Raw genomic sequence first — 25,297 nt, 5'->3', positions numbered from 1 at the left:
AAAATGGACTTTTTACGCATTGAGGGACAAGCGTGTTTGCAAGGTTCTATTCAAATTTCAGGAGCAAAAAATTCGGCACTTCCACTTATAGCCTTAAGTTTGCTTTCTAAAGAAAGGGCGACTTTAAGTAATTTACCTGATGTAGTGGATATTAAGACATTTTTTTCTTTATTGAATATGCTTGGTTGCGAAATTATTCAGCTAGATAAACACACAACAAGCATTGTTGCAAAAACACTTAATAATACAAAAGCCAATTATGATATTGTGCGTAAAATGCGTGCTTCAATCCTTGTTTTAGGACCACTTTTGGGGAGATTTGGTTGTTGCGAAGTAAGCTTGCCAGGGGGTTGTGCTATTGGCGCAAGACCTGTAGATTTGCACATTAAAGCGCTTCAAAAAATGGGTGCTGAGATTCGGTTGCAAGGTGGATATATTGTCGCAGAAGCAAAAGAGGGCTTAAAAGGGAGTGTGATAAATTTTGATAAAATCACCGTGACAGGCACCGAGAATATTTTAATGGCAGCTGCTATGGCAAAGGGTAAAACGCAAATCATCAATGCCGCAAAAGAGCCAGAAGTAATTCAGCTTTGTGAAGTTTTAAAAGCAAGTGGAGTGGAGATTAGCGGCATCGGAAATGATGAAATTGAGATTTATGGCACAAATAGAGAACCTTTAAATTTTCCTGCTAATATTGAGGTGATTCCAGATAGGATTGAGGCAGGGACATATCTTTGCGCAGGTGCCATTACTAATTCACAAATCACATTGCACCGCCTTAATCCCATTCATCTAACAGCAGTTCTCTCTAAGCTTGAGGAGATTGGTTTTGCAATGGATATTAAAGGCGATTCAATTACAATTTATCCTGCAAAGAATCGGCAAAGTTTTGAGATTTCTACAGCAGAGTATCCTGGGTTTCCTACTGATATGCAAGCGCAATTTATGGCTTTAGCTACGCAGTGTGAGGGGGGTAGCATTATTCAAGAGAGACTTTTTGAGAATCGCTTTATGCATGTAAGTGAGCTTCAAAGAATGGGTGCAAATATCAAGCTAAAAGGCAATATAGTAACAATTCAAGGTAAAAGTGAGCTTTTTGGTGCGGATGTTATGGCGACAGATCTGCGTGCTTCAAGCGCATTGGTTTTGGCTGCTCTTGTAGCAAAGGGAGAGAGTCATATTCATCGAATCTATCATCTTGATAGAGGTTATGAGAATCTTGAAGCCAAGCTCACTGGGCTTGGTGCTAAAATTTCAAGAGAAAAAGAATGAGAATTCCACATATTTCGGTTTTAAAGCAAGAAGTTTTAGAAGCTTTTAATACAGAAATAATCCATCAAAAGGGTGGAATCTTGATTGATTGCACTTTGGGATTTGGGGGGCATAGCTTGGCGCTTTTAGAAAAATATCCTAAGCTAAAAATTATAGGCATTGATCAAGATGATGAAGCAATCGCTCTTGCAAAGAAACGTTTAGAACCTTTTTTAAATCGTTTTAGCATCGAATATGGACGCTTTAGCGGAGTTTTAAAACAGATTTTACAAAGAGAGAGCAATGTTGTTGGAATCTTAGCAGACATTGGAGTTTCTTCAATGCAGTTTGATAGCAAGGAGAGGGGATTTTGTTTTGATTCAGAGTTTCTTGATATGCGAATGGATCAAAGTCAAAATTTTACTGCAAAGGATATTGTTAATTCATATCCACTAACTGAATTGGAGCGAATCTTTAGGGATTTTGGCGAGATTAGGGAGTATAAGAAACTTGCTCACTGCATTGTGGAATTGCGCAAAAAAGAAAAAATTACAAGCGCAAAAATGCTTAGTCAATTTATCGCCAAGCATTTTAAGCACCCCAAAATTCACCCCGCTACACTGGCTTTTCAGGCTTTAAGAATTGAAGTAAATAATGAGCTAGGCGAATTAGAATCAATGTTAAAAATTTTTGATTCTCAAGAAATGCAGGATTTTAGCCGACTTTGTCTTATTTCTTTTCATTCTTTGGAAGATAGGATTATTAAAAATAAATTTAAACAATGGGAAAATCCTTGTATTTGTCCGCCACAAGCTTTAAAATGTGAGTGTAGTAGAAATCATCAAAAGGGTAGAAGCCTTTATAAAAAGCCAATTATTCCAAAAGAAGAGGAGATTAAAGATAATCCTCGAGCGCGTAGTTCTAAGATGCGCGTTTTTGAGTTTTTGCATTAAGAGATACAATGGAATCTTATGAATCTTTGCGCTTAAAAGAATCTGATAAAATTCAAAAAACAAATTTTTGGGATCGGTTTAAAAAAGAAAATAGCCAAGAATTGGGAATTCAAGAAGATCTTAGAGAATCATCACAAAATATTCAAAAAGAAAGTCCCTATCAAGCAAATTTTTCTACTAGTGAAACTTCTAGCCAAGAGCTATTAGCTTCAATGGAGCAAACAAGCTTAAATCCACAGGAAAAAGAGGAAGTTTTACAAATTGATTTAGAAAAAAGAGAAATTTCTTTTAAAATGGTTTGTATTTCCATTGGGATAATGTTTTTTGCGCTATTGCTTTTTATTCCAAAAATCTATATCCGAAATAATATTTACTACACTAGTCGCAATATTACTCAGCTTCAAACGCAACTTGATTCGTTAGTAGAAGAAAACAAGCAAATTAAAAAGCAATTAGAAGATATTAAGTTTAGGAATCTAACTCACGAATTGGATTTTTAAAAAGATTTGGTAGCGGGGGGCGGATTTGAACCACCGACCTTTGGGTTATGAGCCCAACGAGCTACCGGACTGCTCTACCCCGCGATAAAAAAATGTAAAAATTATAGAAAGTTTTTGAAAGTGGCTGGGGTACAAGGATTCGAACCTCGGAATGGCTGGACCAAAACCAGCTGCCTTACCGCTTGGCGATACCCCAACAAAAAGTGAAATGGAATTATATTTGAATTTTATTATTTTGTCAAGGAATTTTAGAAAATATCCTAAAAATATTTGATTATTTGATTAAAGCATCTCTTTTAGGGCTTGTTTTTAGGGATTTATTGAAGTGGCTACTTTAGAGTATTTAAGTTTAATTGCATTATAATGCGCGATTATTTTTTTATTTGTTAGGTAGTTATGGAAGCGATTTTAAGAGTAGAAGAAGCAATTAAAGCCATTAAAAATGGTGAAATGATTATTATAATGGATGATGAAGATAGGGAAAATGAGGGCGATTTGGTTATGGCGGGAATCTTTAGCACGCCAGAGAAAATTAATTTTATGGCTCAAGAAGCAAGAGGGCTTATTTGTGTTTCTATTACAAAAGAAATTGCCAATGTGCTAGATTTGCCACCAATGGTTAGTCATAATAGCTCTAATCACGAAACAGCCTTTACTATTTCTATTGATGCTAAAGAAGCTAAAACGGGTATTTCTGCTTATGAGCGTGATTTGACTATAAGTCTTATGTGTAGGGCAAATGCAAAGCCTGATGATTTTGTGCGTCCGGGGCATATTTTTCCTTTGATTGCCAAAGAGGGTGGAGTGCTAGAGCGGACAGGGCATACAGAAGCGAGCGTGGATATTTGTAAATTAGCAGGATTAAAGCCTATTAGCGTAATTTGTGAGATTATGAGAGAAGATGGCTTGATGGCTAGGAGAGGCGATAAGTTTTTGAGTGAATTTTCTATCAAACATAACCTAAAAATCTTGTATGTTTCAGATTTGATTCAATATCGTTTAAGCTTTGAAAATCTTATTGCGATTCTTTCAAAAGAGAGTTGTCAATTTTTGCAAACTAAAACAGAAAAAATCAAAATCAAAGATCACTTAAATCGAATCCACACGATTTTTAAATTTAGCAATCCATTACAAAACCCTTTAGTAAAATTCCACACCATCACACAGGATTTAATGCTGCTAGAAGATACAGAAAAGTTTAATGGGTTGATGAATGCTATAGGCAAGCTAAAGAGCGAGGGTGGATATTTGATATTCCTTGCGACAGAGGCAAACAAGGACATTAAGGGGCTTGGCATTGGTGCACAGATTCTAAAAGCCTTGGAGATTCGGGATTTTAAACTGCTTACCACTTCTAAATTTGATGAAAATGATTGTGGTATGCTAAGTGGATTTGATTTAAAAATTCTTGAGAGGATTGAAATATGATGGAGACTAAGATAAGCTCGGTGGGGTGGGGGCAAATAATAGTGCTTCTTTAAAGGGAAGTATTGTTTTGCTTAGTGGAAGTAATTTAAAGAAATGTAAAATTTGGTTATTGTCAAATCTAATAATTGTTGAAATGTGCTAATTTTTAAATATCCCATTCAATCAAGAATCTCCTAAAGAAAAAGAATGTCTTACTTACAAGCTAGGAGAAGCTTTTATAAAAGCTGATAAAACTTGGTATAAGGGTGGATATGTTAAGTTGTGGTTTGAAGTGAGGAAGCTAAAGGGGGAGAGGAAGTGAGTGTATATTTTGGTTTCATAGGAATTCTAATTTTTTAGAAATTTATTTTTAGTTTAGGGTAGCTAATATAAAATAATAATCCATATTAAAAATAGAAAGGATAATAAAATGGTTACTTTTAAAGGAAATTCAGTTAGTTTAAGCGGTAAAACTCTAAATGTTGGCGATAGTGCTCCTAAAGTGGATCTTATAGCTGGAGATTTGAGCGTAAAAAGTGTGGGTGGTGCTAATGGTAAGTTTCAAATTATCAATGTTGTGCCTTCACTAGACACAGGTGTGTGTGCTACTCAAACACGCAAATTCAACGAAAAAGCCGCAAGTCTTTCTAATGCTGAAGTGTCTGTAGTGTCTCTTGATTTGCCTTTTGCGCAAGGAAGATTCTGTTCAACAGAAGGTATTAAAAATGTTGTTGCATTGAGTGATTTTAGGAATAAAGCATTTGGTGAGGCTTATGGAGTAATTTTGGCAGGTTCTCCACTTGAGGGACTTCTTACACGCGCGGTATTTGTGGTTAATCCAGAAGGTAAAATCGTGCATAAAGAAATTGTTAGTGAGATTACAAGTGAACCAGATTATGAAGCAGCTTTAGCAGCAGTTAAATAATTAGGCTTTTGTGATTTGTGAAGCTGTAAATTAAAAATATTTGTAAGGTAAGAAAATGCTTTTGTATTTGCATGGATTTAGAAGTGTTGGGCTTTGTTACAAGGGTAGTTTGATAGCTAGTTTTGCGCCTAATGCACTAACTCCCAACTTACCTTATGTTCCAGATTTGGCCATAGAATTGATAGAAAATTTTATTAAAAAATATCAAAAAACACAAAAAATCTGCCTTGTAGGTAGCTCTCTTGGTGGCTATTATGCAACTTTTTTAGCAGAAAAATATCAACTTAAAGCAGTGTTAATCAATCCTGTTATAAACGCATATCAAACCTTACTTCCAGCCATTGGTAAAGTATCTATTTCCTATAATAGAGAGAGTTTTATTTGGACGCTTGATTTGGTTGAGAGCCTTAAAAAATACTATGTGGAAGCTATTAATCCTAGTTTGTATTGCGTATTGTTACAAAAAGGTGATAGGATTTTGGATTATAGGGTGGCTGCGCAGAAGTTTAAAGATTCTAAATTGGTAATAGAAGAGGGCGGTTCGCATCATTTTGATAATTTTCTTTTTCAAAAAGATTTGTTGCTAAGTTGGGATTCTTAAAATCATTAATACTTCCAAAAAAATCTTTAAAAAATAATAATAATCTCCAAAGCTTATACTTTTTATGTCTTTTGTTTAAAAATAACTTGTTATAATAGTCCAAATTATTTTATTCCAAGGAAAATAAGCAATGGAACAATCAACGCTCAATCTCTTAAGTGCGTATATGCCAATGGCGCAACGCTACAGATCTCAATTTTCATCTCTTAATACCCTGCTTAGCAAGACGACTTTAACGGGCAAAATCAGCTCTTTAGATATTGCGGCTAATTTGTTTGATTATATGGAACAAACTCAAGAAAAATTTGAGAATCTCCAAGAAAAACTAATTAACACGATTATTGAGCAAAGCTTTTTAAATCTCTTTGAAGAGGCGCAAACCTCTTCAAAGATTTTTTCAGAAATGTTAAGTGCTTTTTTGCAAAGTCGCTATGGCGAGATTCTGGCTTTTTCAAAAAGTCGTTATATTTTGGAGCAATGTGCTAATGCACAAGCACAAGAAACTATTTTTGAATACTTAAGAGAATTTGCCAATCACAGCAGTGTTTATAAAGATATACTTTTGTTTGATGATAAGGGGAATTTATTAAAATCTCTTTTAACAAAAGTGCAAAACAAGACTAATTTGTCGGCTATCTTAGAGGCAAATAGTCTTGAATCTTTTGGGGATTTTTATAGTAAAGTTGATTTTTATAGCCAAAATGATTTTCAAGAAGAGAGGCAAGAGTTTTTCTTTGTGTTGCCTTTGCGTGAGGAAGAGGGGCGACCTATGCGATTTGCAGCGGTTTTTGTGCTAGATTTTCAGAGTATTTTTGAATGGTTAAATCGCCATTTTGCTTATCGACTTCCACAAGCAAGTCTCGTTATTGTTAATCAAAGAAATGTTATTTTATTTTCAAATAATCCCAAAAATTTCGTTATAGGGCAGACTTTAAAGGTGAATGCTTGTGGTGATTATAACTTTACAGAATTTCGTTCAAAAGCGTGTTTGCTATCTCAAAATGAAATTTCACCTATGCCTATTGGGAACTTGGTTGAGAATTGGAAAGTATGTCGGATTTTGCCCTTGTATGTGGCTTTTGATGTTAAGCAACAAAATAAACAAAAAATAGATGCTGAAATGCTAAAAGATTCGCTTTTGATTACAGATGAGCTAGATTCTGTGATTGCAGAGGGAGAGAACATTAACGAAGAGCTTGGAGATGCGGTAATTAATGGAGAAATTATTGCCTCTAAAAGTCATTCTTATACGCTTAATCCTATTTTAAATAACATTAGAATCTTGAGTGAAGAAATGAATACTTTGTGTGTTCAATCAACTGAAGAATTGCAAAGAGGTATTTATGGTGCGCTTTTTAATATTGTGAATTATTATTCAAAATACGCCGTGACATTAATGAATAATTGGGTAAAAGAAAGTGTTGATGAGATTGGTTGGATTAAAAATATTCCGGAATTTTCTAATTTTATCCTTTCTAAAAATGAAAATAAACACTCTGCATTTAAAAAAGAAAACTTACAATTATTTTTAAAAAATCTTAGTGAAAGCTTGAAAAAATATCACAATATTTTCTTGTTTGATAGAGAGGGAAATATTCTTGTTGATGCTCTTGATGAGGTTAAGATTGATAACAATCAAAAGACTAATTTAATTGAGCGTTTTGAAAATGGTTCTTTGAATGCAGGAATTGTGCCATCAAATTATGAGCAAACTTCGCTGTATAATAATAATTCTACAATCATATTTTATACTGGAATTAAAGATGGAGCACGGGTTGTTGGGGGATTAGCCTTTGTTTTGGATATTCAAAAAATTGTGGAATTAATTCAAAACATTATCCCTCAAGATTCGCCTATTATTTCAGAAAAAAGTGAAATTTTTGTAGCACTTTTTGATAATAATAGAAATATTTTAGCAAGCACAAATCCTGAATTTAGCTTTGAAAAATATGAATTAAATGAAAAAATTGATTTTAAAAATATTAAAGATTCAGAGCAAATTATTCAAATTGGGCAAAAACATTATCTTTTGAGAATGGAGGCTTGTCCAAATTCAAAAGGTGGCTTTATAGAATGCACAAAAAAGATGCTTTATTCTATGGTGCTTGTCGCACTAAAAGAGGAAGTATTGGAAGTATAGATTAATGAAGGATTAGCGATGATTGCCTTATTAAATACACAAGATGCCGATTTTAAGATTCGTTTTGAAGAATTATTAAAGCGCGGAGCAATGGATATTTTGAGCGTTGAAGGGCGTGTAAAAGAGTTATTAGAAGCTATCAAGCAAAAAGGTAAAAATGCGGTCATAGAGCAAGTTTCTAGGTTTGATAATTGGAATCCAAAAGATTTTTTGGATTTAAAAATTTCACAAGATCAAATGCAGGAAGCTTATGAAAAGCTAGATACAAAGCTTAAAAAAGCCTTACAAAAAGCTTATGAGAGAATCTATGCTTTCCATTCTAAGCAACTACCTAAAACCTGGCTTGATTTTGAAGAAAATGGAAGTATATTAGGGCAAAAGGTTAGCGCTGTGGATAGAGCAGGGCTTTATATCCCTGGAGGCAAGGCAGCTTATCCTAGTTCGCTTTTAATGAATGCGATTCCAGCTATTGTTGCAGGAGTGAGGGAAATTGTGGTTTGCACACCAACTCCCAATAATGAAATCAATCCACTTCTTTTGGCGGCGATGCATCTTTGTGGAATCAAAGAAGCTTATAAAATAGGTGGTGCAAGTGCTGTTGGCGTAATGGCATATGGCTGTGAGGGTTTGCAAAAAGTAGATGTGATTAGTGGTCCAGGAAATATTTATGTGGCAACTGCCAAAAAGCTTGTGTTTGGCGAAGTGAATATTGATATGATTGCAGGACCAAGTGAGATTGGAATCATTGCAACTGCTAATGCAAAAGTGGATTATCTTGCTTGGGATTTGCTCTCACAAGCTGAACACGATGAGATGGCAAGTTCGATTCTAATCACCCCTGCTCAAAGTCTTGCTAAAGAGGTTGCTTTAAAGTTAGATGAGTTTTTAGAGCAATTACCGCGCAAGGAGATTACAGCAAAATCCATCAATCAACGCGGAGCGATTATTGTTAGCAAGAATCTTGATGAAGCGATTTTTTTAATGAATCAAATTGCACCTGAGCATTTGGAATTAATTGTAGAAAATCCCCTTGAGATTTTGCCAAAAGTCAAACACGCAGGGGCGATTTTTATCGGAGAGAATACGCCAGAACCAATTGGGGATTATATTGCAGGACCAAATCATACGCTCCCAACAGGCGGTAGTGCGAAGTTTTTCTCCCCTCTTTGTGTGGAGCATTTTATGAAAAAGAGTTCTATTATTGCATTTTCTCAACAAGCCATTCAAGAATTGGGTGAGGATTGCGGTATATTAGCGCATACAGAAGGTTTGGATGCACACCAAAATTCTGTTTTAGTGCGATTAAATCAAAAATAAAGGAAGTGTGATGGATCATATTTTTGAAGGATTGCCACAAGATAAATGGGTAGAGATTGTTTTAAATGCTTCTCACTCTTCAAGCAGTGTTGAGCTTAGAAGGATTCTGGAGAAATTAGCCGCAATGGAAATTTTACTAGAGAAGCGCTTGGGTGAGACTTGGGAAGAGGAATTGGAATATCTTTTAAGCAGTGAAGAAGTCTCTGAAGAGATTCACACGCATACGCAGAATCTTGCCATTGAATCTATGGGGAATATTCTGACACAAAATGAATAAAATCTTTTTTTTGCTTCTTAGTTGGGTTTCTCTGCTTTTTGCTCCTATAGAGTGGAAAGCACAAAACACAATGGAGCTAAAAAAAGATGAATTTTATGTTATAAAGTTACAAGCTAATCAAGCGCAAAAAACTTTGTATTTTCGTTGGACTTTGCTAAAGAATGATGGATTGGTGGTGCATTTAAATTACGATTCTTTTCCGCATCAATTTGTGCTTTATGAAGATTATCAAAGAAATTGCTATAAGATAGCCTTGTGGAAACCAATTGATGGCTATTACAAAGAAGAGCCTTATTTTATGCTTTGTTTTAAAGATTACAAGCGCGTAGAAAAAATTGCAACTTTAAAATATTATATTCATGAGGGCAATCGAGATTTTAATATTATCGATGAAAGGAAGGTAGCTAATGGAAGTTTTGGCGCAAATTAATCAAAAAATCCAAAATTTTTTAGAAGAGCTAGAATCCCCAATTGTTCTGGGATTATCTCAAAGGATTCAAAGCGGTAAAATGTTGCGTAGTAAGCTTGTTTTGAATATTGCTAATAAGAGCGATGAATGCATTTTGTTGTGTGCAATTATTGAAATGATACAAAATGCATCTTTATTGCATGATGATGTGATTGATAATGCTACAATAAGAAGGTCGCAGCCTTCTATTAACGTAATTGCAGGGGATAAAAATGCAATTATGCTAGGAGATATTTTATATTCCAAAGCCTTTTGTGAGTTAAGTGCTTTTCAAGAAAATTTTCCAATGATTCCACGAATCATTTCTAGTGCAGTAACTATGCTTGCAATAGGGGAAATGGAGGATGTGGAGTTGGCAAAACAATTTAATACTAATGAAGCTAAATATTTAACAATGATTGAGCATAAAACCGCTTCTTTAATAGAAGCAACAGCCTATGCAGCAGCGTTTTTATCAGGCAAAAATCAAGAGGAAGCAAAAGACTTTAGGGTATATGGTAGAAATTTGGGAATTGCCTTTCAGATTATTGATGATGTTTTGGATATTACTGCTGATGAAAAAACGCTTGGAAAGCCAATATTAAGCGATTTTAAGGAAGGAAAAGTTACCTTGCCTTATATTTATTTGTATCATAGTTTGAATGAAGTGGATAAAAAACGCTTGGAGAGTGCCTTTAAAAAAGAGTTGCCTAAAAAAGAGCAAGAGTGGATCTTGCAGAATCTAAAAGAAAGTGGCGCTATACGACAAAGCATTGATTTGGCAAGACATTTGGGAAGAGTTGGGATTGAAGCTATTTCCAATTATTCTTGTGATAAACTTGTAAAAATAATGGAAGAAATGATTAATAGAGATTTTTAAGGTAAAAAATGGATTATTATATTTTAAGCTATTCGCACAAAAATACTGATATTGCGTTGCGTGAAAAATTAGCATTAGATACAAAAAATAAAAACACTAAAAAATTATTATTAGAATTGGTGGAAAATAAGTTTATAGAAGAAGCCGTTATTCTCTCAACCTGTAATCGTATTGAGTTTATTTTGAGTGTGCATAATCCACAAAAAGCAGAAGAATTTTTGTTTGCAAAATTATGTGATTATTCAGGAATTAGTGAAGATTCTTTGAAGAAACACGCCGATTCGTATGATAATATCGCCGCAATCCACCATCTCTTTAGTGTGGCGAGTTCTCTTGATAGTCTTGTGGTGGGAGAAACGCAGATTTCAGGACAACTCAAAAATGCGTTTAAATTTTCTTATGATTTGGGTTGCTGTTCGCTTAGTCTCTCTCGCGCTATCCATTTTGCTTTTCGTTGCGCAGCAAGTGTGCGTAATTCTACAAATATCTCACAAAATTCAGTTTCAGTTGCTTCCACGGCGGTGGTAAAGGCAAGAGAAGTTTTTGGGAATTTAAAGGGACAAAAAGTCCTTGTTGTAGGTGCTGGAGAGATGAGTTCGTTGTGTGTGAAGCATCTAGTTAATCACGAAGCACAAATTATTTTGCTAAACCGCGATATTGAGAATGCAGAGCGTTTGCGTAAGGAAGTTTTACAAAATAGTCCCAAAGCAAACATTGAAGTATTAAGCTTTCGGGATTTGGGAGTTTTGATTAATCAGCTTCCGCTTGTTTTTACCGCCACGGGTGCGCCCCATACTATTATTACACAGGATATGGTAGAAAAAAAAGAAATTTCGCGTTATTGGTTTGACTTAGCAGTTCCACGCGATATTGATCAGATACATGATGAGAAGATTCATATTTTTGCAGTGGATGATTTGCAAGACATTGTCAAAAAGAATCTTGCCCTAAGAGAAGAGCAAGCTAAGGTGGCTTATGGAATCGTTGGGCGTTGCACTCAAGAATTTTTTGCTTGGTTGCAAACTTTGAATGTGGAGCCATTAATTAAAGCAATTCGCCAACAAGCCAAAGATTCCAGTCTTAAAGAATTGCAAAAGGGGATTGCTAAGGGTTATTTGCCCAAAGAATATGAAAAAAATATTGAAAAAACTTTACACAATGCCTTTAATACTTTCTTGCATCAATTAACGATTAATCTAAAATCTGTAGCGAATACTTCAAAAGGCGATGGTATTATTGAATCATTACGCTTTTTGTTTGAAGAAAACACAGAGACAATAATGGTTGAAAAATACAAATGTGAATATTCTGATAATAAACCGCTAAAGGAAGACTAATGAGATTTTCAAAATTTTTTATCCCAACTTTTAAAGAAATGCCAAAAGATGTGGTGTTAAAAAGCCATGAATATTTATTAAGGGGTGGGTTTATTCAGCAAATTGGGAGTGGAATCTATAATTTTTTGCCTTTAGGCAAAAGGGTTTTGGATAAAATTTCTAGAATCGTAAAAGGCAAGATGGATGAAGCAGGAGCTAATGAAGTTTTGCTAGGTTGCGTAACTCCAGCGAGTTTATGGCAAGCAAGTGGTCGCTATGAGCGCTATGGAAAAGAGCTTTTGAGATTTAAAGATCGCAAAGAAAATGAATTTGTCTTTGGTCCTACGCATGAAGAAACAATCACAGAGTTAGCAAAGACTTATGTGAAAAGTTACAAGCAATTGCCTTTGCATTTTTATCAGATTCAAACCAAGTTTCGAGATGAGATTCGACCGAGATTTGGGCTAATGCGCGGAAGAGAATTTATTATGAAAGATGGCTATAGTTTTCATAGTAGTTATGAGGATTTAAAGCGCGAATTTGATGTGATGGAAAAAACTTATAGTGCGATTTTTTCAGAGCTTGGCTTGGATTTTAGGGCAGTAGAAGCAGATAGCGGCGCTATTGGAGGAAGTGGTAGTAAAGAATTTATGGTATTAGCAGAGAGTGGGGAAGACACGATTTGTGTGTGTGATTCTTGTGCTTATGCAGCAAATCTAGAAGCAGCTAGTCGTCTCCCTAAAATGCCCTTATCAACTCACCCTGAAGCTAATTTTGCAAAATTTCATACTCCACAGATTAGGACTATTGAATCTTTAGCAGAGTTTTTTAAGGTCGATTCTTATTGGACTTTGAAAGCTGTGGTTAAAAAGGCTTTGTTTGATGGTAGAAAGAGTGAATTTGTATTTTTCTTTTTAAGGGGTTGTGATAGCCTTAATGAAACTAAGGCGCTTAATGCGATTAGTGGGGCTAATGAAATGGTTGATGTTAGTGAAGAAGAGTTAAGAAAACTTGGCTTATTCCCTGGATTTATTGGTCCTTATGCTTTGCGTAATCTCACTCAAAGTCCTTATATTTATTTTGATTTAGAATTGCAAAATGCCAAAAACTTGATTTGTGGGGCTAATGAGGAAGATTATCACTTTGTTGGTGTGGATTTGGGGCTTTTTGAAGGTTTGGAGTTTAAGGATTTGTTGGAAGTTAAAGAGGGAGATTATTGTAAAGAATGCCACAAAGGAAAGCTTTATTTTACCAAAGGTATTGAAGTGGGGCATATTTTTCAATTAGGAGAAAAATACTCTCAAGCAATGGAAGCGACTTTTTTAGATGAAGAGGGCAAAGCAAAGCCTTTTGTTATGGGTTGTTATGGGATTGGAATCTCAAGGCTATTAGCGGCTATTATTGAGCAAAATCATGATGAAAAAGGTATGAAATGGACGACTTCTACTGCGCCTTTTTTGCTTGATATTGTGGTTTCAAATATTAAAGATGAAAATCAAAGCAAGTTAGCAGAAAAAATCTATCACACTTTAAATGCGAGTGGTTTGGAGTGCTTGCTAGATGATAGAAAAGAGCGTTATGGAGCAAAAATGGCTGATTTTGAGCTTATTGGAATCCCTTATGCGCTTATTGTAGGCAAGGGTGTAGAAGAGGGTAAGATTGAGCTTGTATGTAGAAAGAATCTAGAGAAAATTAATTTAGAAATTGCTGATTTTGAATCATTGATAGAGAATATTAAGCAGACTTTACAAATGTGAAGATAAACTTCATAAAAATGCCTTAAGATTTGCCTAAAAGAAAGGTTTTGTATGCGACTTATTTTGCTTGTAATGTATTTGATTATTGAAGTGTTTGTGAGTTATGAAGTTATTGATATAATCGGCGTTTTAGGATTTGTGCTAGAGATTCTTGTGAGTGCTTTTTTGGGATTTGGGATTTTATTAAATTTCCGATTGTTTTTTGGGGAGGCTTTAGGAAAGTTGCGCTCAAGAGAGATGACTTATGAGGCTTTTGTGGGATCTAATATTTTTAGAATCTTGGGGGCAATTTTATTGATTTTACCTGGTGCTTTTACTGATATTTTGGGTTTGTTAATGCAATTTAGTGTTTTTGGCTTAATGCTTGTTAAGCCGTTTGTAAAAGTGGATTCTGCAAAACAACATTCTGATATCATTGATGTGGAAGTTATAGAAAAAGAAATAAAGGATTAAAAATGCAAAAAATTATCATAGGCACAAGGGGAAGTGTTTTAGCGCTTTGGCAGGCAAATTTTGTAAAGGATTCTTTAGAGAAACAATATCCTAATTTGCAAGTAGAATTAAAAATCGTTAAAACTAAGGGGGATAAGATTCTTGATGTGCCTTTAGCTAAGATTGGCGGGAAAGGGCTTTTTACTAAAGAATTAGAAGAGTTAATGCTACAAGGTGAAATTGATGTAGCGGTGCATAGTCTAAAAGATGTTCCCGTGGAATTTGTTGAGGGGCTTGGGTTAGCTGCGATTACCAAACGCGAGGATGTGCGAGATAGTTTTTTAAGTTTTAAATACAAGAATTTACAAGAATTGCCACAGGGTGCAAAAGTGGGGACAACTTCATTAAGGCGTGTGATGCAGATTAATACTTTACGAAAAGATTTGGATTGTATGAGTTTAAGAGGGAATGTGCAAACGCGACTTAAAAGGCTAAAAGAAGGGGATTTTGATGCGATTATTTTAGCCCAAGCTGGAGTAAATCGCTTAGGGATTAAAGGGGAAGTGGATTGCATTGCGCCACTTGATTTTATGATTCCTGCTATGGGACAAGCAGCACTTGGGATTGAATGTAGAGTAGATAGCGAAGTTGCAAAATTACTTGAATTTTTAAATGACACAAAAGCCTCTTTTGAGACAAGTGCTGAGAGAGAGTTTGTAAAAACTTTGGAAGGCGGTTGTCAAGTGCCTATAGGCATTAACGCAACATTTGAAAAAGATAATTTAACTATTAGGGCAATTTTAGGGATTCCTGATGGCTCTAGGATTCTTAAAGATACTAAAGTATGTGCTGTTTCTAGCTTGGAGGATTGTAAAAAAGCAGGGAGAGATTTTGCATTGGAATTTATTAAAAAGGGAGCAAAAGAGATTCTACAAGAAGCGCAAAAGTGGGAATTTATTAAAGCTTAGAAATAAAGAATTGAGTAGCTAAAACAATAGAGTGAATAATGAATTTATACACGATTGCATTGGTGGGGTTAGGCGGATTTTTGGGAGCCGTGTTACGTTTTTTGGTTTATGAAATGTCTTTTAAAATTTCTAGCTTTTTAGCTAATGCAACTAATATGCAATTTGTTTCTTTGTTAGCTACATTGTTTGTTAATATTATAGGTTCTTTTGCTTTGGGATTTTTGTTTGCTTATGTCCAAAATGAAGAATTAAGATTGTTTTCCAAAGATATTTTGATGAGTTTTTTTGGCGTGGGGCTTTTGGGAGCATTTACGACTTTTTCTACTTTTTCTTATACAAATTTACTTCTTTTGCAAAATGGATTATATGGGCAATTGTTGCTTAATATTCTTTGCAATGTTGGGCTTTGTCTTTTGGCAGTGTATGGTGGATTATTAGTTTATGAAATTAGTAGATAAAATACAAAATGATTTTAAATCAAGTTGGTCTTTGGGATTGCTTGTTATTTGTTTTAAAAATTAAAAAATTTATTTTTAGATAATTATTCTTATTTTTTAAAATTTTGTCTATAGTTATATTTTTAATTTTAAGATAAAGGAGTAACAACGCTTAAAAAAATCGCAGTAAGTTTTGCTTTGGTAGGGGCTTTGGCTGCAAGTGCTTTTTCCCAAGAGATTGATGGGTTTTCTTATCCTGAGAGTGTTTTTTATCGTAGGTGAAGATGTCTTTGTGGGGAATGTGGGGGAGAAGTTAGAGCCATTTAATAAAGATAATGATGGTTTTATTTCAAAGCTTGATAAGAGTGGAAAAATTATAGAAAAGAAATTTTTATCCAATCTTAATGCACCAAAGGGTATGAATACAATCAATGGTGTTTTGTATGTAGTGGATATTGATACGCTTAAGGGATTTGATTTAAAAAGTAAAAAAGAAGTGTTGAATCTACCCATTAAAGGTGCAATCTTTTTAAATGACATTGTGGCTTTAGATGATGAGAATTTGCTTGTGAGCGACACAGGGACAGGGATTATTCATCAAGTGAATGTTAAAAATAAGCAATATGAAACTTTTGTGGTTGTGGATTCAAAGTTTGGCGGACCTAATGGAATCTTGCTTGATTTAAAGAATAATCGCCTAATTGCTGTGGGCTATGATCCAAATGGAAAGGCTAAAGGAAGCATCATAAGCATTGATTTAAAAAGCAAAGTGCATTTTAAGTGAGCCTTTGGGTACTTTAGATGGTGTAGTGTGGGCTAAAAATGGAGATTTATTAGTAAGTGATTGGGGAGAAAATTTGCAAGGTGTGATTTATCGCTTGGATAAAAATGGAAAGATAGAAAAGCTTGATTTACCAGCTATGAAAGGACCAGCAGATATGGTGAGCGATGGAGAGAATCTTTGGATTCCAAGAATGGTTGAAGGAAAAGTGCTTAAAATTACTTTGCCTTAAAAAATAGCTTAAATCTACTTTTATACTTCATAAAACCACCGCGAATCTATGGCGGTGGTGAAACTGCTATAATATAAATATTGTTTTTTTGAGAGTTAATTTACTTTTGTTTTGCTATTTATAGGTATTATTACTCTGTTTTAGATATTTATAAAATAAGTGCGCTATTTGTTAAATATTTTTAAGGTTTGGTTGCTTACAATTGAATATTTAAATTAATCAAAACCCAATAAAATATTGTGGGGAGTTAAATGCTAGGGGAAACGGATACAAGAATCAAATTTATCGATACCAAACTCAAAGATTCTGGCTGGAGCGAGGATTTTATCAAGCGTGAATATTATTTTACCGATGGTAGAAAACTGCTTGGAGGTAAAAGGGGTGTTAGAAAATTTGCTGATTATTTGCTGTGCTTCCAAAACAACAATCTAGCTATTATCGAAGCAAAAAGGCTTGGCAAAGATTCACTAGATGGATTATCTCAAGCCATAGAATATGGCGAGATTCTTGGTGTGCGTTTTGTGTATGCTACAAATGGCATAGACATTTATGAATACGATAGACTAGATTCACAAGGTCGCTATATAGATGAGTTTCCAAGCCCACAGATTCTCTTTGATAGGATTTTTGGCAACCTTTTGGAATGGCAACACAAACTCCTAACTCAAAAAGAACTTCATATCCCACAAAAGCCATTGCGTTATTATCAAAAAATAGCACTAGATAGGGTGATACAAGCCCTTATCAATAACAAAAAGCGAATCTTGCTCACCCTCGCCACTGGCACAGGCAAGACAACTATCGCCTTTGCACTTTGCTATCGCCTCTTGCAATCCAAATGGAATCTTGATAATGCCAATAGAAAGCCGAAGATTCTCTTTCTTTGTGATCGCATTACCCTACGAAATCAAGCTTTAAATGAGTTTAATCCCATAGAGGAGGATTGCAAAGAGATTAGTGCAGGAGAGATACGCAAAAATCAAGACAAAGTGCCTACAAGTGCTGATGTGTTTTTTGGTATCTATCAAAGCCTAAGCAGTGAGGAGAATATTCAAGAAGACGCCGAACAAGACAGGCACAAAGAAGAAAGCAAGTTGTATTTGCAATACCCAAAAGATTTCTTTGATCTTATTATCATAGATGAATGCCATAGAGGCGGAGCCAATCAAGAGGGGAACTGGAGGGCTGTGCTAGATTATTTTGAAAGTGCAGTGCATTTGGGGCTTACTGCCACGCCAAAGCGAAGCGATAATGTAGATACTTACAAATATTTTGGTAACGCTGTGTATGAATACAGCCTAAAAACTGGGATAGAAGATGGCTTTCTCACGCCTTATAAAGTCAAGCGTATCATCACCACTCTAAGCGATGGCTATACATACAACCCCGATGACATTGTGCAAGGCGAACTACAAAGCGGACATTATGCGCCAATCAAGTTTGAGCGTGAGATCACACTACCCAAATACAACGAATTTATCGCCAAAAAGATTCTAGAGCTTATCAATCCTATGGATAAAACGATTATCTTTTGTGCTAATCAAGCCCACGCAAGTGCTATAAAAATCGCTATTGATACACACAAAAAGGTTAAAAGAGATGATTATTGTGTGAGAGTTACAAGCGATGAGGGGACTATAGGGCTAAACTATCTTAAAGAATTTCAAGACAATGATAAAAGCTATCCTGTGATTCTCACAAGCTCCAAAATGCTAACAACAGGTGTCGATGCTAAAAATGTCCGAAATATCGTGCTTTTAGCAAATATCGGATCAATGATTGAGTTTAAGCAAATCATAGGGCGAGGCACAAGAGTGTATGAGGGCAAAGACTTTTTTACAATACTTGATTTTTTTGGTGCGACCAAGCTTTTTTATGATCCAAAATGGGATGGAGAAAGCAATGCCATAGATGAAGAGAGTAACACAGATTCTGATACTAGTTTCCCTGTAAGCACCAAAAGCAACAAACAATCAAACAAAACAGATGAAACGCCAAGCCAAAAGGTAGTGATTCACCTAAAAAGCACCAAGCTACAAGTGCTAGATATACAAACGCGTTATGTAGGAGGAGATGGCAAACCGCTAGGCACAAAGGAGTTTTTGGAATTTCTCATCGGCAAGCTTGGTGCATATTATGATGACGAAAAGAAACTAAAGGCGATGTGGAGTGAGCCAAAAAATAGACAAGCATTCTTAAAAAGTCTCCAAAATGAGGGGATTGATGATGAAGTGCTAGAGAATCTACAAGAGATTTTTGAGCGAAAAGATTGCGATATTTATGATATTTTGGCACACATTAGCTTTAGCAGTGAGATAGTCTCACGCAGTGAGCGAGTGATAAGCGTGAGAAAAAGTGGCTTTTTGCAAAGATTCCATAAAGAAAGAGCTATAAGACTTATAGAGTTTTTGCTAGGATATTATGAAAAACACGGAATCAACGCCTTTGACAACATTAGCACTTTGCTAGAGCTTAGCTCACTTGGCTCTATGCAAGAAATCATTAATGACTTTGGCGGAATCTCCGCACTAAAAGAGAGTATAGAGGATTTGCAAAGGGAGATATATGAGATTTAATAATCAAGAGAATCAAAAAAATATTATAATAATATAAATGATTGCGTAGGGATTTTATGGAAAACATAGAGACTAGGGATATTGATAGAATCATAAAAGTTATGGATTATGGTGTAACATATCCCATATTAATAGTGGCTAATAATGATAAACAATATATCTTAAAAACAAGGCAAGTGTTAGATGGCACTAGCGTATGTGCTAAGAATCTTTTTATAGAAATTTTTTCTTATTTATATTTAGATTTATTAAGGGTAGTCAATATACCTAAAATTTGCCTACTTAATATCACCGATGAAACATTGCTTATGGTTAATAAATTTCAAAATGGTAGCGAAAGAGAGCAGCAAGCATATCACAATATACATAATTCTAAAGGTTTAAATCTTGGGATAGAGTTTATTCCAAATACAAGTAAATTTAAGAATAAAAACGATAAAGCGTTTATAAAAAATACTATAAATTACGATGCTAGATTAATGAATACAGATAGAGATGAAAAAAATCCAAATATATTAGTTGATTGCAAAAATAAAAAATGGCTGATTGACTTTGGTTTAGCATTTGATTGTATGGAGTTATTGGATAACCTACACTCACCCAATAAACTTAAACTAAATATGCCCAATGAGTTGTATTATAGTAAGTGTTGTTTTAGTGATTATATATTTGATGATTACAGAAAAACAACGGCAATTTTGAATAAAAAAGTTCAAAAACAAGAAATACAAAATATTATGAGTTTAATTCCTAGCGAATGGTATCCAATCGACACAGAGGAATTAGGAATGCTATGTGAAATAATATCTCAAAGACAATCACATAAGGAGATTTTGTATGCGTCAGGTTTATAAATATAGATTAGTCAGATACTATCCTTATTTGCGTAGTGATGAGTTTTTTAATGTTGGTGTTTGGGTGGTAGGGGAAAATGAGAATAGGCAGCTCTACATAGATAGCCAAGAAGAACATATTAAACATTTATTTAAATTCCTTTCATTAGACAAAAAAATATTTATGTTCTTTTTAGAGAGCTTAAAAAAAGAAACAGATATTAACTCTTGGTATGGAGAATACCTCCGCTTTAGTGAAATTGATGTCGTCGCAAGTAGTAGCAGTATAGATGAAGTAACAAAGAATCTTTATAGGGATTACATTGGATATAAGTTTAAAGAACAAGACAAAAAAGACAGATTTAGAGAAATTAACGAGAAAACTAGAGAAATTTATGAAAAAAAATATAATAAATTCTTTCAAATGTCTAGTGATAATCAATATTCATTTAAAATTTTATATAAAGACAAGCAGTTTTTTAACAGATTTGGTAGTATTGGGGATAAAAATGATATTATGGAAACAATCTATTTTAGTCTTAACGATAAGAAATATACAACAATGAAAATGTATTTTTTAGACATTATTAAAAATTCACAAAAAGATATTAAAAATAAAGTTGAAGATTTTTTAAAGCCAAATCATATTGATTATGTATCATATATTACAGATGACAATATAGAAGAGCATTTTGAAACAAATATTATACAATCAGCATAATGCAAAATAACACAATGACACATTTACCGCAGGGGTGGGAATGGAAAACCTTAGAAAATATTGCCGAGATTCAAATAGGTAAAACGCCTAATAGAAACAATCTTGACTTTTTTCAAGGTGAAAATATTTGGCTAAGCATTAGAGACCTCAAGGATAAGTTTATATCTTCCTCAAATGAAAAAATTTCAGATGAAGCGATTGTAAAGACAAATATGAAAAAAGTTCCAAAAGGGACTTTGTTGATGAGTTTTAAATTAACATTAGGTAAAACTGCTTTCGCCGATTGTGATTTATATACAAATGAAGCTATTGCGGCAATTTTTATCAAAGATGAGAATGTTAATAAATATTTTTTAGATTACGCTTTAAAATTTACAAACCTAGATAAATATGTAGATAATGCAGTTAAGGGCAAAACGCTTAATAAGCAAAAGCTTAAGCAAATTGAGATTCCACTTCCGCCGCTCAAGGAGCAAGGGAGGATAGTGGGGATTTTGGATTTGGCGTTTGAAAAGATTGATACAAGCGTGGAGTTGCTCAAGGCAAATCTTGCTAATCTCGATGAGTTAGCCCAAAGTGTGCTTGATAGAGCTTTTAATCCTTTGGGAGATTCTATAGATTCTACAGAATCTACACAGAATCCTAGCACACACGATGCACAATCTCCCTATCCCCTCCCGCAACATTGGGAATGGAAAACCTTGGGGGAGATTGGAGACATTATTACAGGTAGCACCCCTAGCAAAAATAATCCAAAGTTTTATGGCAATGACTATCCATTATTTAAACCTAGTGATTTAGGGAGTGGTAATACTATTAAGGCGAGTGATAATCTTTCAAAATTAGGTTTTGAAAGTGCAAGAAAGCTTCCCAAAAATACACTTCTTGTTGTGTGTATTGGGGCTTCTATTGGAAAAATTGGCTTAAGTGGAATTATTGGAAGTTGTAATCAACAAATTAATGCCATTATTCCAAGCCCTAATGTCTTATCAAAGTATTTATTTTTTGTGTGTCATAGCAAATATTTTCAATCCATTCTTAAAAAAAATGCCTCACAAACTACTTTGCCTATCATCAATAAAACTGAATTTTCAAAACTTGAAATCCCCCTCCCAAAAGACATAAAAGAGCAAGAGCAAATCGCTATGCACTTAGATTCTGTCTTTGATAAGATACAAAAGCTAAAAGAGCTTTATAACGCACAGCTACAAGACTACGAGGAGCTTAAGCAATCCCTGCTTACTCAAGCTTTTAGCGGAAAGTTATAAATGTTAAAAAATTTGCCAAACTTTAACACAACAGCAAGATATGTTAAAAATTTTGGATTTTTTTAACATATTCTCTTATAATGTTAAAAAATTTTAGAAATTTTAATATATGGAAATTTTATGAAAGAATACATACCGCCAAAACTACCCTTGAATCTAGAGCTTAACGCAAGTATTTATAATCTCATCATTAGTGCTTCAAGGAAATTAGCCGAACTAAATGGACTTAGCAAAAGTATGCCAAATCCAGATATATTGATTAATGCCTTAATCTTGCAAGAAGCAAAAGATTCAAGTGAGATAGAAAATATTATCACAACTCACGATGAACTTTTTTTGTCCCAAATTGATGAAAGCAGACTTACACAAGCAACCAAAGAAGTCAAAGATTATGAAAATGCTTTAAAAAAGGGTTATGAGCTTTTGAAAAAAGAGGGGTTGTTGCGTAATGCTCATATTTTGGAGATTCAAAAAAGACTAGAGAGAAACAATGCAGGGTTTAGAAAACAAAGTGGCACAATGCTTAAAAACCCTATTACAGGAGAAATCAAACACATACCCCCACAAAATCATAATGATATATTAAGGCTTATGGAGAATCTAGAACGATACATTAATGATGATGCTTTAGATGAGCTTGATTTTTTGGTAAAAATGGCAATTATTCATTATCAATTTGAAAGCATTCACCCATTTTATGATGGCAATGGCAGAACAGGCAGGATTATAAATATACTTTATTTGGTTTATAAAGGCTTGCTTGATTTGCCTATCTTATATTTGAGTGCTTATATTGTAAAAAATAAAGTAGAATATTATAGTCTTTTGCAAAAAGTGCGTGATAAGGGTGCGATTTTGGAATGGATAGAATATATACTAAAAGGCGTAGAACAAACCGCTACAAAAACGATTGAAACTATTACCACAATAGAAAAAATGATGAATAATGTAAGTGAAATTTTGCAAAACAAAACAAATTTTTATAGCAAAGATTTTGTAGAACTTTTGTTTTCTCATCCTTATACAAAGATAGATTTTTTGATAAAAAAATTAGATATTTCTAGGCAAAGTGCCTCAAAATATCTTAAAATTTGTGAAAATTTAGGGGTGCTAGAATGTGTTAAGATAGGTAGAAATCATTATTATATAAATAGAGAACTTTTGAGACTTTTTAGAAAAGGAATGTTTTAAATGCAAAATACAATCGATAGAATCACAGACATACTAAGGCGTGATGATGGCATAAGTGGTGCGATGCATTATAGTGAGCAGATTAGCTGGATATTGTTTTTGAAGTTTTTAGATGATTATGAAAGAGAATTAAAAGATGAAGCGTTTTTGAATGATGTGCCTTATGTGAGCATTTTAGATTCTAAGTATGCGTGGCAGAGCTGGGCAGCACCCAAAAAAGATGGCAAACTTGATGTGAAAAATGCACTAAGTGGAAGTGATTTGCTAGAGTTTGTCAATAATGAGCTTTTCCCTTATCTCAAAAGTTTCAAAAACAATGAGGACTTTAAAAGTATCGCGTATAAAATCGGTGGAATCTTTGAATTTATCGACAACAGAATCGCCAATGGACACACGCTAAGAGAAGTGATAAACCTCATCGATGAGCTTAGCTTCAGCAAAGAAAGTGATGTGTTTGCACTAGGTGATGTGTATGAGAAACTACTCAAAGATATGGGAAGCGATGGCGGTAATAGTGGGGAGTTTTATACGCCAAGGGCGTTGGTTAAAGTAATGGTAGAAGTTATCAACCCTAAGCCAAAAGAGAGAATCTATGATCCTGCGTGTGGGAGTTGCGGATTTTTGGTGGAGAGTTTTTTACATATTTTGTATGAAGATAGGGCAAAAGGACAAAAAGCAAATCTTAGCGTAGAGGAGCTAGAGTTTTTGCAAAAAGACGCACTCTTTGGCAAAGAAAAAACGCCACTTAGCTATGCTATGGGGGTTATGAATATGATACTTCACGGGATAAAATCCCCAAATATCATCAAAACAAACACGCTAAGTAAGAGAATAACAGACATAATAGAAAGTGAAAGATATGAAGTAATCTTAGCAAATCCTCCTTTTGGCGGCAAAGAAAAAGAGCAGATTCAGGGCAATTTTATCGTGCCTTCCAACGCCACAGAGCTTTTATTTTTGCAACATATCCTAAAATCACTCAAAACCAATGGTAGATGTGCGATTATCGTGCCTGAAGGGGTGTTGTTTCAAAATTCAAATGCCTTTGTGAAAGTCAAGCAAGATTTGATAGAAAACTATAACCTAGAATGTGTGCTAAGCCTACCTAGTGGCGTGTTTCTCCCATATAGTGCAGTAAAAACCAATGTGCTATTTTTCTCCAAAGGATTAAGGGGCATTGTAGATGAGCAAGATAGCAATGTGTATTATTATGAGCTTATCCTGCCTTATAAACTCACCAAAAATAAGCCTTTGAAATATGCGCATTTTAAAGAATTTTTGGAGTGCTACAAACAACGAAAAATCACACCGCATTCTTATCTTGTGAGTTTGGAGGAGCTAAAAGCAAGGAATTATGACCTAAGTGCCAAAAATCCAAATACAAAAGAGGAAAAATCCTTGCGTGAAGTGGGAGAGATTTTAGAATCTCTAAAAAACACGCAACAACAAGCAGAAGCGATATTGCAAGATCTAAATGGCATAATTAATCATAAGTAGTAAATATTGTATTCTTTAATTTAGATAAGGTTGCTTTATTACAAATCAAAAACATAGTCATATTTCTTATATGATTTCATACAATATGAGCTACAAATTTTATGCCTTTGATTCCATTTTCAATTTCCTTAAGGGCTTTAGGTATATCAGCAAAGTCTATATTTTTAATCTTTGGTAATAATATTTTTTGCTCAAGTGATAATCTGTATAGATTCATAGCATTTGAAACAAGCATAGAAAAATCAAAATCGCTACCATAGCTATGTATAGCACCCAATGCTATTTCGTGTAAGCTTGGATAAATTGAAAAAGCGGGTATAGTATTTTTATCTATTCTACCTAATATAGCCACTATATGTCCGTAGTATTCTAAACAATCAAGTAAAGTTTCTGCTTTGCCGGTTGTGTCAAATATTGCATAGAATTTTTTATTAATCTTTTCTGTATAGTCATAGCATCTATACACACCATTGTTATTGAATTCTTTGTGATGCATTTTGTTGGATACAATAGATACCCTAGCTCCATGTAACAATAATAAAGACACAAGCACTTTGCCAAGCATACCACCAGCACCATTTACCAATAC

General features: G+C 34.3%; 23 protein-coding genes, 2 tRNA genes and 2 pseudogenes. 24 read left to right on the top strand and 3 right to left on the bottom strand.

What is annotated here, in order from left to right; all coding sequences use genetic code 11:
• Nucleotides 1–3: 3 nt before the first annotated feature.
• Genes murA through CCY98_RS04150 form a run of 3 tightly spaced genes read left to right on the top strand, consistent with a single transcriptional unit; the run spans nt 4 to nt 2,704 of the window.
• Nucleotides 4–1,272, top strand: a complete 1,269-nt coding sequence (gene murA, locus CCY98_RS04160; RefSeq protein WP_112057332.1) for a UDP-N-acetylglucosamine 1-carboxyvinyltransferase — start codon at nt 4–6, stop codon at nt 1,270–1,272.
• Complete coding sequence (rsmH, locus tag CCY98_RS04155) at nt 1,269–2,204, top strand: 16S rRNA (cytosine(1402)-N(4))-methyltransferase RsmH (RefSeq protein ID WP_112057331.1); 936 nt, start codon at nt 1,269–1,271, stop codon at nt 2,202–2,204. Before murA ends, rsmH begins: the two co-directional genes overlap by 4 nt.
• An 8-nt stretch (nt 2,205–2,212) precedes the next feature.
• A complete protein-coding gene (locus CCY98_RS04150) occupies nt 2,213–2,704 on the top strand; it encodes a hypothetical protein (protein ID WP_112057330.1) in 492 nt (163 codons plus the stop codon).
• Between the two features lie 7 nt (nt 2,705–2,711).
• Here CCY98_RS04150 and CCY98_RS04145 read toward each other — a convergent pair.
• Together CCY98_RS04145 and CCY98_RS04140 are read right to left on the bottom strand one after the other, a co-directional pair.
• Nucleotides 2,712–2,788 (bottom strand) — tRNA-Met (locus tag CCY98_RS04145).
• 37 nt (nt 2,789–2,825) lie between these two features.
• Nucleotides 2,826–2,900: transfer RNA gene (locus tag CCY98_RS04140), tRNA-Gln, on the bottom strand.
• 200 nt (nt 2,901–3,100) lie between these two features.
• Here CCY98_RS04140 and CCY98_RS04135 point away from each other — a divergent pair.
• The 21 genes and pseudogenes from CCY98_RS04135 to CCY98_RS04040 all read left to right on the top strand — a co-directional run bounded on the left by CCY98_RS04135 (nt 3,101) and on the right by CCY98_RS04040 (nt 24,708).
• Entirely contained in the window at nt 3,101–4,132 is a 1,032-nt protein-coding gene (locus tag CCY98_RS04135; RefSeq protein ID WP_112057329.1) for a bifunctional 3,4-dihydroxy-2-butanone 4-phosphate synthase/GTP cyclohydrolase II, read from the top strand.
• A gap of 163 nt (nt 4,133–4,295) precedes the next feature.
• Nucleotides 4,296–4,433 (top strand): annotated as a pseudogene (locus CCY98_RS08590) (alpha-2,3-sialyltransferase); the annotation flags it as partial.
• A gap of 108 nt (nt 4,434–4,541) precedes the next feature.
• Nucleotides 4,542–5,036 carry a thiol peroxidase gene (gene tpx, locus CCY98_RS04130; protein WP_112057328.1) on the top strand — a complete coding sequence of 165 codons (495 nt, stop codon included), beginning with the start codon at nt 4,542–4,544 and terminating at the stop codon, nt 5,034–5,036.
• A gap of 55 nt (nt 5,037–5,091) precedes the next feature.
• Nucleotides 5,092–5,637, top strand: a complete 546-nt coding sequence (locus tag CCY98_RS04125; RefSeq protein WP_112057327.1) for a YqiA/YcfP family alpha/beta fold hydrolase — start codon at nt 5,092–5,094, stop codon at nt 5,635–5,637.
• Between the two features lie 130 nt (nt 5,638–5,767).
• Complete coding sequence (locus tag CCY98_RS04120; RefSeq protein WP_112057326.1) at nt 5,768–7,777, top strand: hypothetical protein; 2,010 nt, start codon at nt 5,768–5,770, stop codon at nt 7,775–7,777.
• A gap of 18 nt (nt 7,778–7,795) precedes the next feature.
• The gene (gene hisD, locus CCY98_RS04115) at nt 7,796–9,094 is read left to right on the top strand and encodes a histidinol dehydrogenase (RefSeq protein ID WP_112057325.1); all 1,299 of its coding nucleotides are present in this window, start codon (nt 7,796–7,798) and stop codon (nt 9,092–9,094) included.
• A 10-nt stretch (nt 9,095–9,104) separates the two neighbouring features.
• The gene (locus CCY98_RS04110) at nt 9,105–9,371 is read left to right on the top strand and encodes a DUF2018 family protein (RefSeq protein ID WP_112057324.1); all 267 of its coding nucleotides are present in this window, start codon (nt 9,105–9,107) and stop codon (nt 9,369–9,371) included.
• Nucleotides 9,364–9,801 (top strand): hypothetical protein, encoded by a 438-nt coding sequence (locus tag CCY98_RS04105; RefSeq protein WP_112057323.1) that lies wholly within the window; start codon nt 9,364–9,366, stop codon nt 9,799–9,801. The genes CCY98_RS04110 and CCY98_RS04105 overlap by 8 nt, the downstream gene beginning before the upstream one ends.
• On the top strand, nt 9,779–10,699 hold the full coding sequence (locus CCY98_RS04100; RefSeq protein ID WP_112057322.1) for a polyprenyl synthetase family protein: 921 nt from the start codon (nt 9,779–9,781) through the stop codon (nt 10,697–10,699). Before CCY98_RS04105 ends, CCY98_RS04100 begins: the two co-directional genes overlap by 23 nt.
• An 8-nt stretch (nt 10,700–10,707) precedes the next feature.
• A complete protein-coding gene (gene hemA / locus CCY98_RS04095; RefSeq protein WP_112057321.1) occupies nt 10,708–12,036 on the top strand; it encodes a glutamyl-tRNA reductase in 1,329 nt (442 codons plus the stop codon).
• The gene (locus tag CCY98_RS04090; RefSeq protein WP_112057320.1) at nt 12,036–13,772 is read left to right on the top strand and encodes a proline--tRNA ligase; all 1,737 of its coding nucleotides are present in this window, start codon (nt 12,036–12,038) and stop codon (nt 13,770–13,772) included. Before hemA ends, CCY98_RS04090 begins: the two co-directional genes overlap by 1 nt.
• Nucleotides 13,773–13,823: 51 nt before the next feature.
• Nucleotides 13,824–14,225, top strand: a complete 402-nt coding sequence (locus tag CCY98_RS04085; RefSeq protein ID WP_112057319.1) for an FxsA family protein — start codon at nt 13,824–13,826, stop codon at nt 14,223–14,225.
• 2 nt (nt 14,226–14,227) lie between these two features.
• On the top strand, nt 14,228–15,172 hold the full coding sequence (gene hemC, locus CCY98_RS04080; RefSeq protein ID WP_112057318.1) for a hydroxymethylbilane synthase: 945 nt from the start codon (nt 14,228–14,230) through the stop codon (nt 15,170–15,172).
• A gap of 38 nt (nt 15,173–15,210) precedes the next feature.
• Nucleotides 15,211–15,630, top strand: a complete 420-nt coding sequence (locus tag CCY98_RS04075; RefSeq protein ID WP_112057317.1) for a CrcB family protein — start codon at nt 15,211–15,213, stop codon at nt 15,628–15,630.
• A gap of 159 nt (nt 15,631–15,789) precedes the next feature.
• Nucleotides 15,790–16,622 (top strand): annotated as a pseudogene (locus CCY98_RS04070) (ATP-binding protein).
• A 251-nt stretch (nt 16,623–16,873) separates the two neighbouring features.
• Nucleotides 16,874–19,198, top strand: a complete 2,325-nt coding sequence (locus CCY98_RS04065; protein ID WP_112057316.1) for a type I restriction endonuclease subunit R — start codon at nt 16,874–16,876, stop codon at nt 19,196–19,198.
• 56 nt (nt 19,199–19,254) lie between these two features.
• Entirely contained in the window at nt 19,255–20,052 is a 798-nt protein-coding gene (locus CCY98_RS04060; protein WP_112057315.1) for a HipA family kinase, read from the top strand.
• Complete coding sequence (locus CCY98_RS04055; RefSeq protein WP_112057314.1) at nt 20,036–20,752, top strand: DUF3037 domain-containing protein; 717 nt, start codon at nt 20,036–20,038, stop codon at nt 20,750–20,752. Before CCY98_RS04060 ends, CCY98_RS04055 begins: the two co-directional genes overlap by 17 nt.
• Complete coding sequence (locus tag CCY98_RS04050; protein WP_258438631.1) at nt 20,752–22,020, top strand: restriction endonuclease subunit S; 1,269 nt, start codon at nt 20,752–20,754, stop codon at nt 22,018–22,020. The genes CCY98_RS04055 and CCY98_RS04050 overlap by 1 nt, the downstream gene beginning before the upstream one ends.
• Nucleotides 22,021–22,140: 120 nt before the next feature.
• Complete coding sequence (locus tag CCY98_RS04045) at nt 22,141–23,211, top strand: Fic family protein (protein ID WP_112057313.1); 1,071 nt, start codon at nt 22,141–22,143, stop codon at nt 23,209–23,211.
• On the top strand, nt 23,212–24,708 hold the full coding sequence (locus CCY98_RS04040; protein ID WP_112057312.1) for a class I SAM-dependent DNA methyltransferase: 1,497 nt from the start codon (nt 23,212–23,214) through the stop codon (nt 24,706–24,708).
• Between the two features lie 76 nt (nt 24,709–24,784).
• On the opposite strand, the gene CCY98_RS04035 is transcribed toward CCY98_RS04040, so the two are convergent.
• Nucleotides 24,785–25,294: a hypothetical protein gene (locus tag CCY98_RS04035; protein ID WP_112057311.1), complete on the bottom strand. Its 510-nt coding sequence runs from the start codon at nt 25,292–25,294 to the stop codon at nt 24,785–24,787.
• Between the last annotated feature and the right edge of the window lie 3 nt (nt 25,295–25,297).

The sequence above is a fragment of the Helicobacter sp. 11-8110 genome, assembly GCF_003288905.1.
GTDB lineage: Bacteria > Campylobacterota > Campylobacteria > Campylobacterales > Helicobacteraceae > Helicobacter_D > Helicobacter_D colisuis.
This window is presented reverse-complemented; position numbering and strand designations above follow the sequence as displayed.

Bases quoted from the DNA above. Each gene is read 5' to 3' on its own strand.
- murA (WP_112057332.1), top strand. From the start codon at position 4: ATGGACTTTTTACGCATTGAGGGACAAGCGTGTTTGCAAGGTTCTATT.
- rsmH (WP_112057331.1), top strand. From the start codon at position 1,269: ATGAGAATTCCACATATTTCGGTTTTAAAGCAAGAAGTTTTAGAAGCT.
- CCY98_RS04150 (WP_112057330.1), top strand. From the start codon at position 2,213: ATGGAATCTTATGAATCTTTGCGCTTAAAAGAATCTGATAAAATTCAA.
- CCY98_RS04135 (WP_112057329.1), top strand. From the start codon at position 3,101: ATGGAAGCGATTTTAAGAGTAGAAGAAGCAATTAAAGCCATTAAAAAT.
- tpx (WP_112057328.1), top strand. From the start codon at position 4,542: ATGGTTACTTTTAAAGGAAATTCAGTTAGTTTAAGCGGTAAAACTCTA.
- CCY98_RS04125 (WP_112057327.1), top strand. From the start codon at position 5,092: ATGCTTTTGTATTTGCATGGATTTAGAAGTGTTGGGCTTTGTTACAAG.
- CCY98_RS04120 (WP_112057326.1), top strand. From the start codon at position 5,768: ATGGAACAATCAACGCTCAATCTCTTAAGTGCGTATATGCCAATGGCG.
- hisD (WP_112057325.1), top strand. From the start codon at position 7,796: ATGATTGCCTTATTAAATACACAAGATGCCGATTTTAAGATTCGTTTT.
- CCY98_RS04110 (WP_112057324.1), top strand. From the start codon at position 9,105: ATGGATCATATTTTTGAAGGATTGCCACAAGATAAATGGGTAGAGATT.
- CCY98_RS04105 (WP_112057323.1), top strand. From the start codon at position 9,364: ATGAATAAAATCTTTTTTTTGCTTCTTAGTTGGGTTTCTCTGCTTTTT.
- CCY98_RS04100 (WP_112057322.1), top strand. From the start codon at position 9,779: ATGGAAGTTTTGGCGCAAATTAATCAAAAAATCCAAAATTTTTTAGAA.
- hemA (WP_112057321.1), top strand. From the start codon at position 10,708: ATGGATTATTATATTTTAAGCTATTCGCACAAAAATACTGATATTGCG.
- CCY98_RS04090 (WP_112057320.1), top strand. From the start codon at position 12,036: ATGAGATTTTCAAAATTTTTTATCCCAACTTTTAAAGAAATGCCAAAA.
- CCY98_RS04085 (WP_112057319.1), top strand. From the start codon at position 13,824: ATGCGACTTATTTTGCTTGTAATGTATTTGATTATTGAAGTGTTTGTG.
- hemC (WP_112057318.1), top strand. From the start codon at position 14,228: ATGCAAAAAATTATCATAGGCACAAGGGGAAGTGTTTTAGCGCTTTGG.
- CCY98_RS04075 (WP_112057317.1), top strand. From the start codon at position 15,211: ATGAATTTATACACGATTGCATTGGTGGGGTTAGGCGGATTTTTGGGA.
- CCY98_RS04065 (WP_112057316.1), top strand. From the start codon at position 16,874: ATGCTAGGGGAAACGGATACAAGAATCAAATTTATCGATACCAAACTC.
- CCY98_RS04060 (WP_112057315.1), top strand. From the start codon at position 19,255: ATGGAAAACATAGAGACTAGGGATATTGATAGAATCATAAAAGTTATG.
- CCY98_RS04055 (WP_112057314.1), top strand. From the start codon at position 20,036: ATGCGTCAGGTTTATAAATATAGATTAGTCAGATACTATCCTTATTTG.
- CCY98_RS04050 (WP_258438631.1), top strand. From the start codon at position 20,752: ATGCAAAATAACACAATGACACATTTACCGCAGGGGTGGGAATGGAAA.
- CCY98_RS04045 (WP_112057313.1), top strand. From the start codon at position 22,141: ATGAAAGAATACATACCGCCAAAACTACCCTTGAATCTAGAGCTTAAC.
- CCY98_RS04040 (WP_112057312.1), top strand. From the start codon at position 23,212: ATGCAAAATACAATCGATAGAATCACAGACATACTAAGGCGTGATGAT.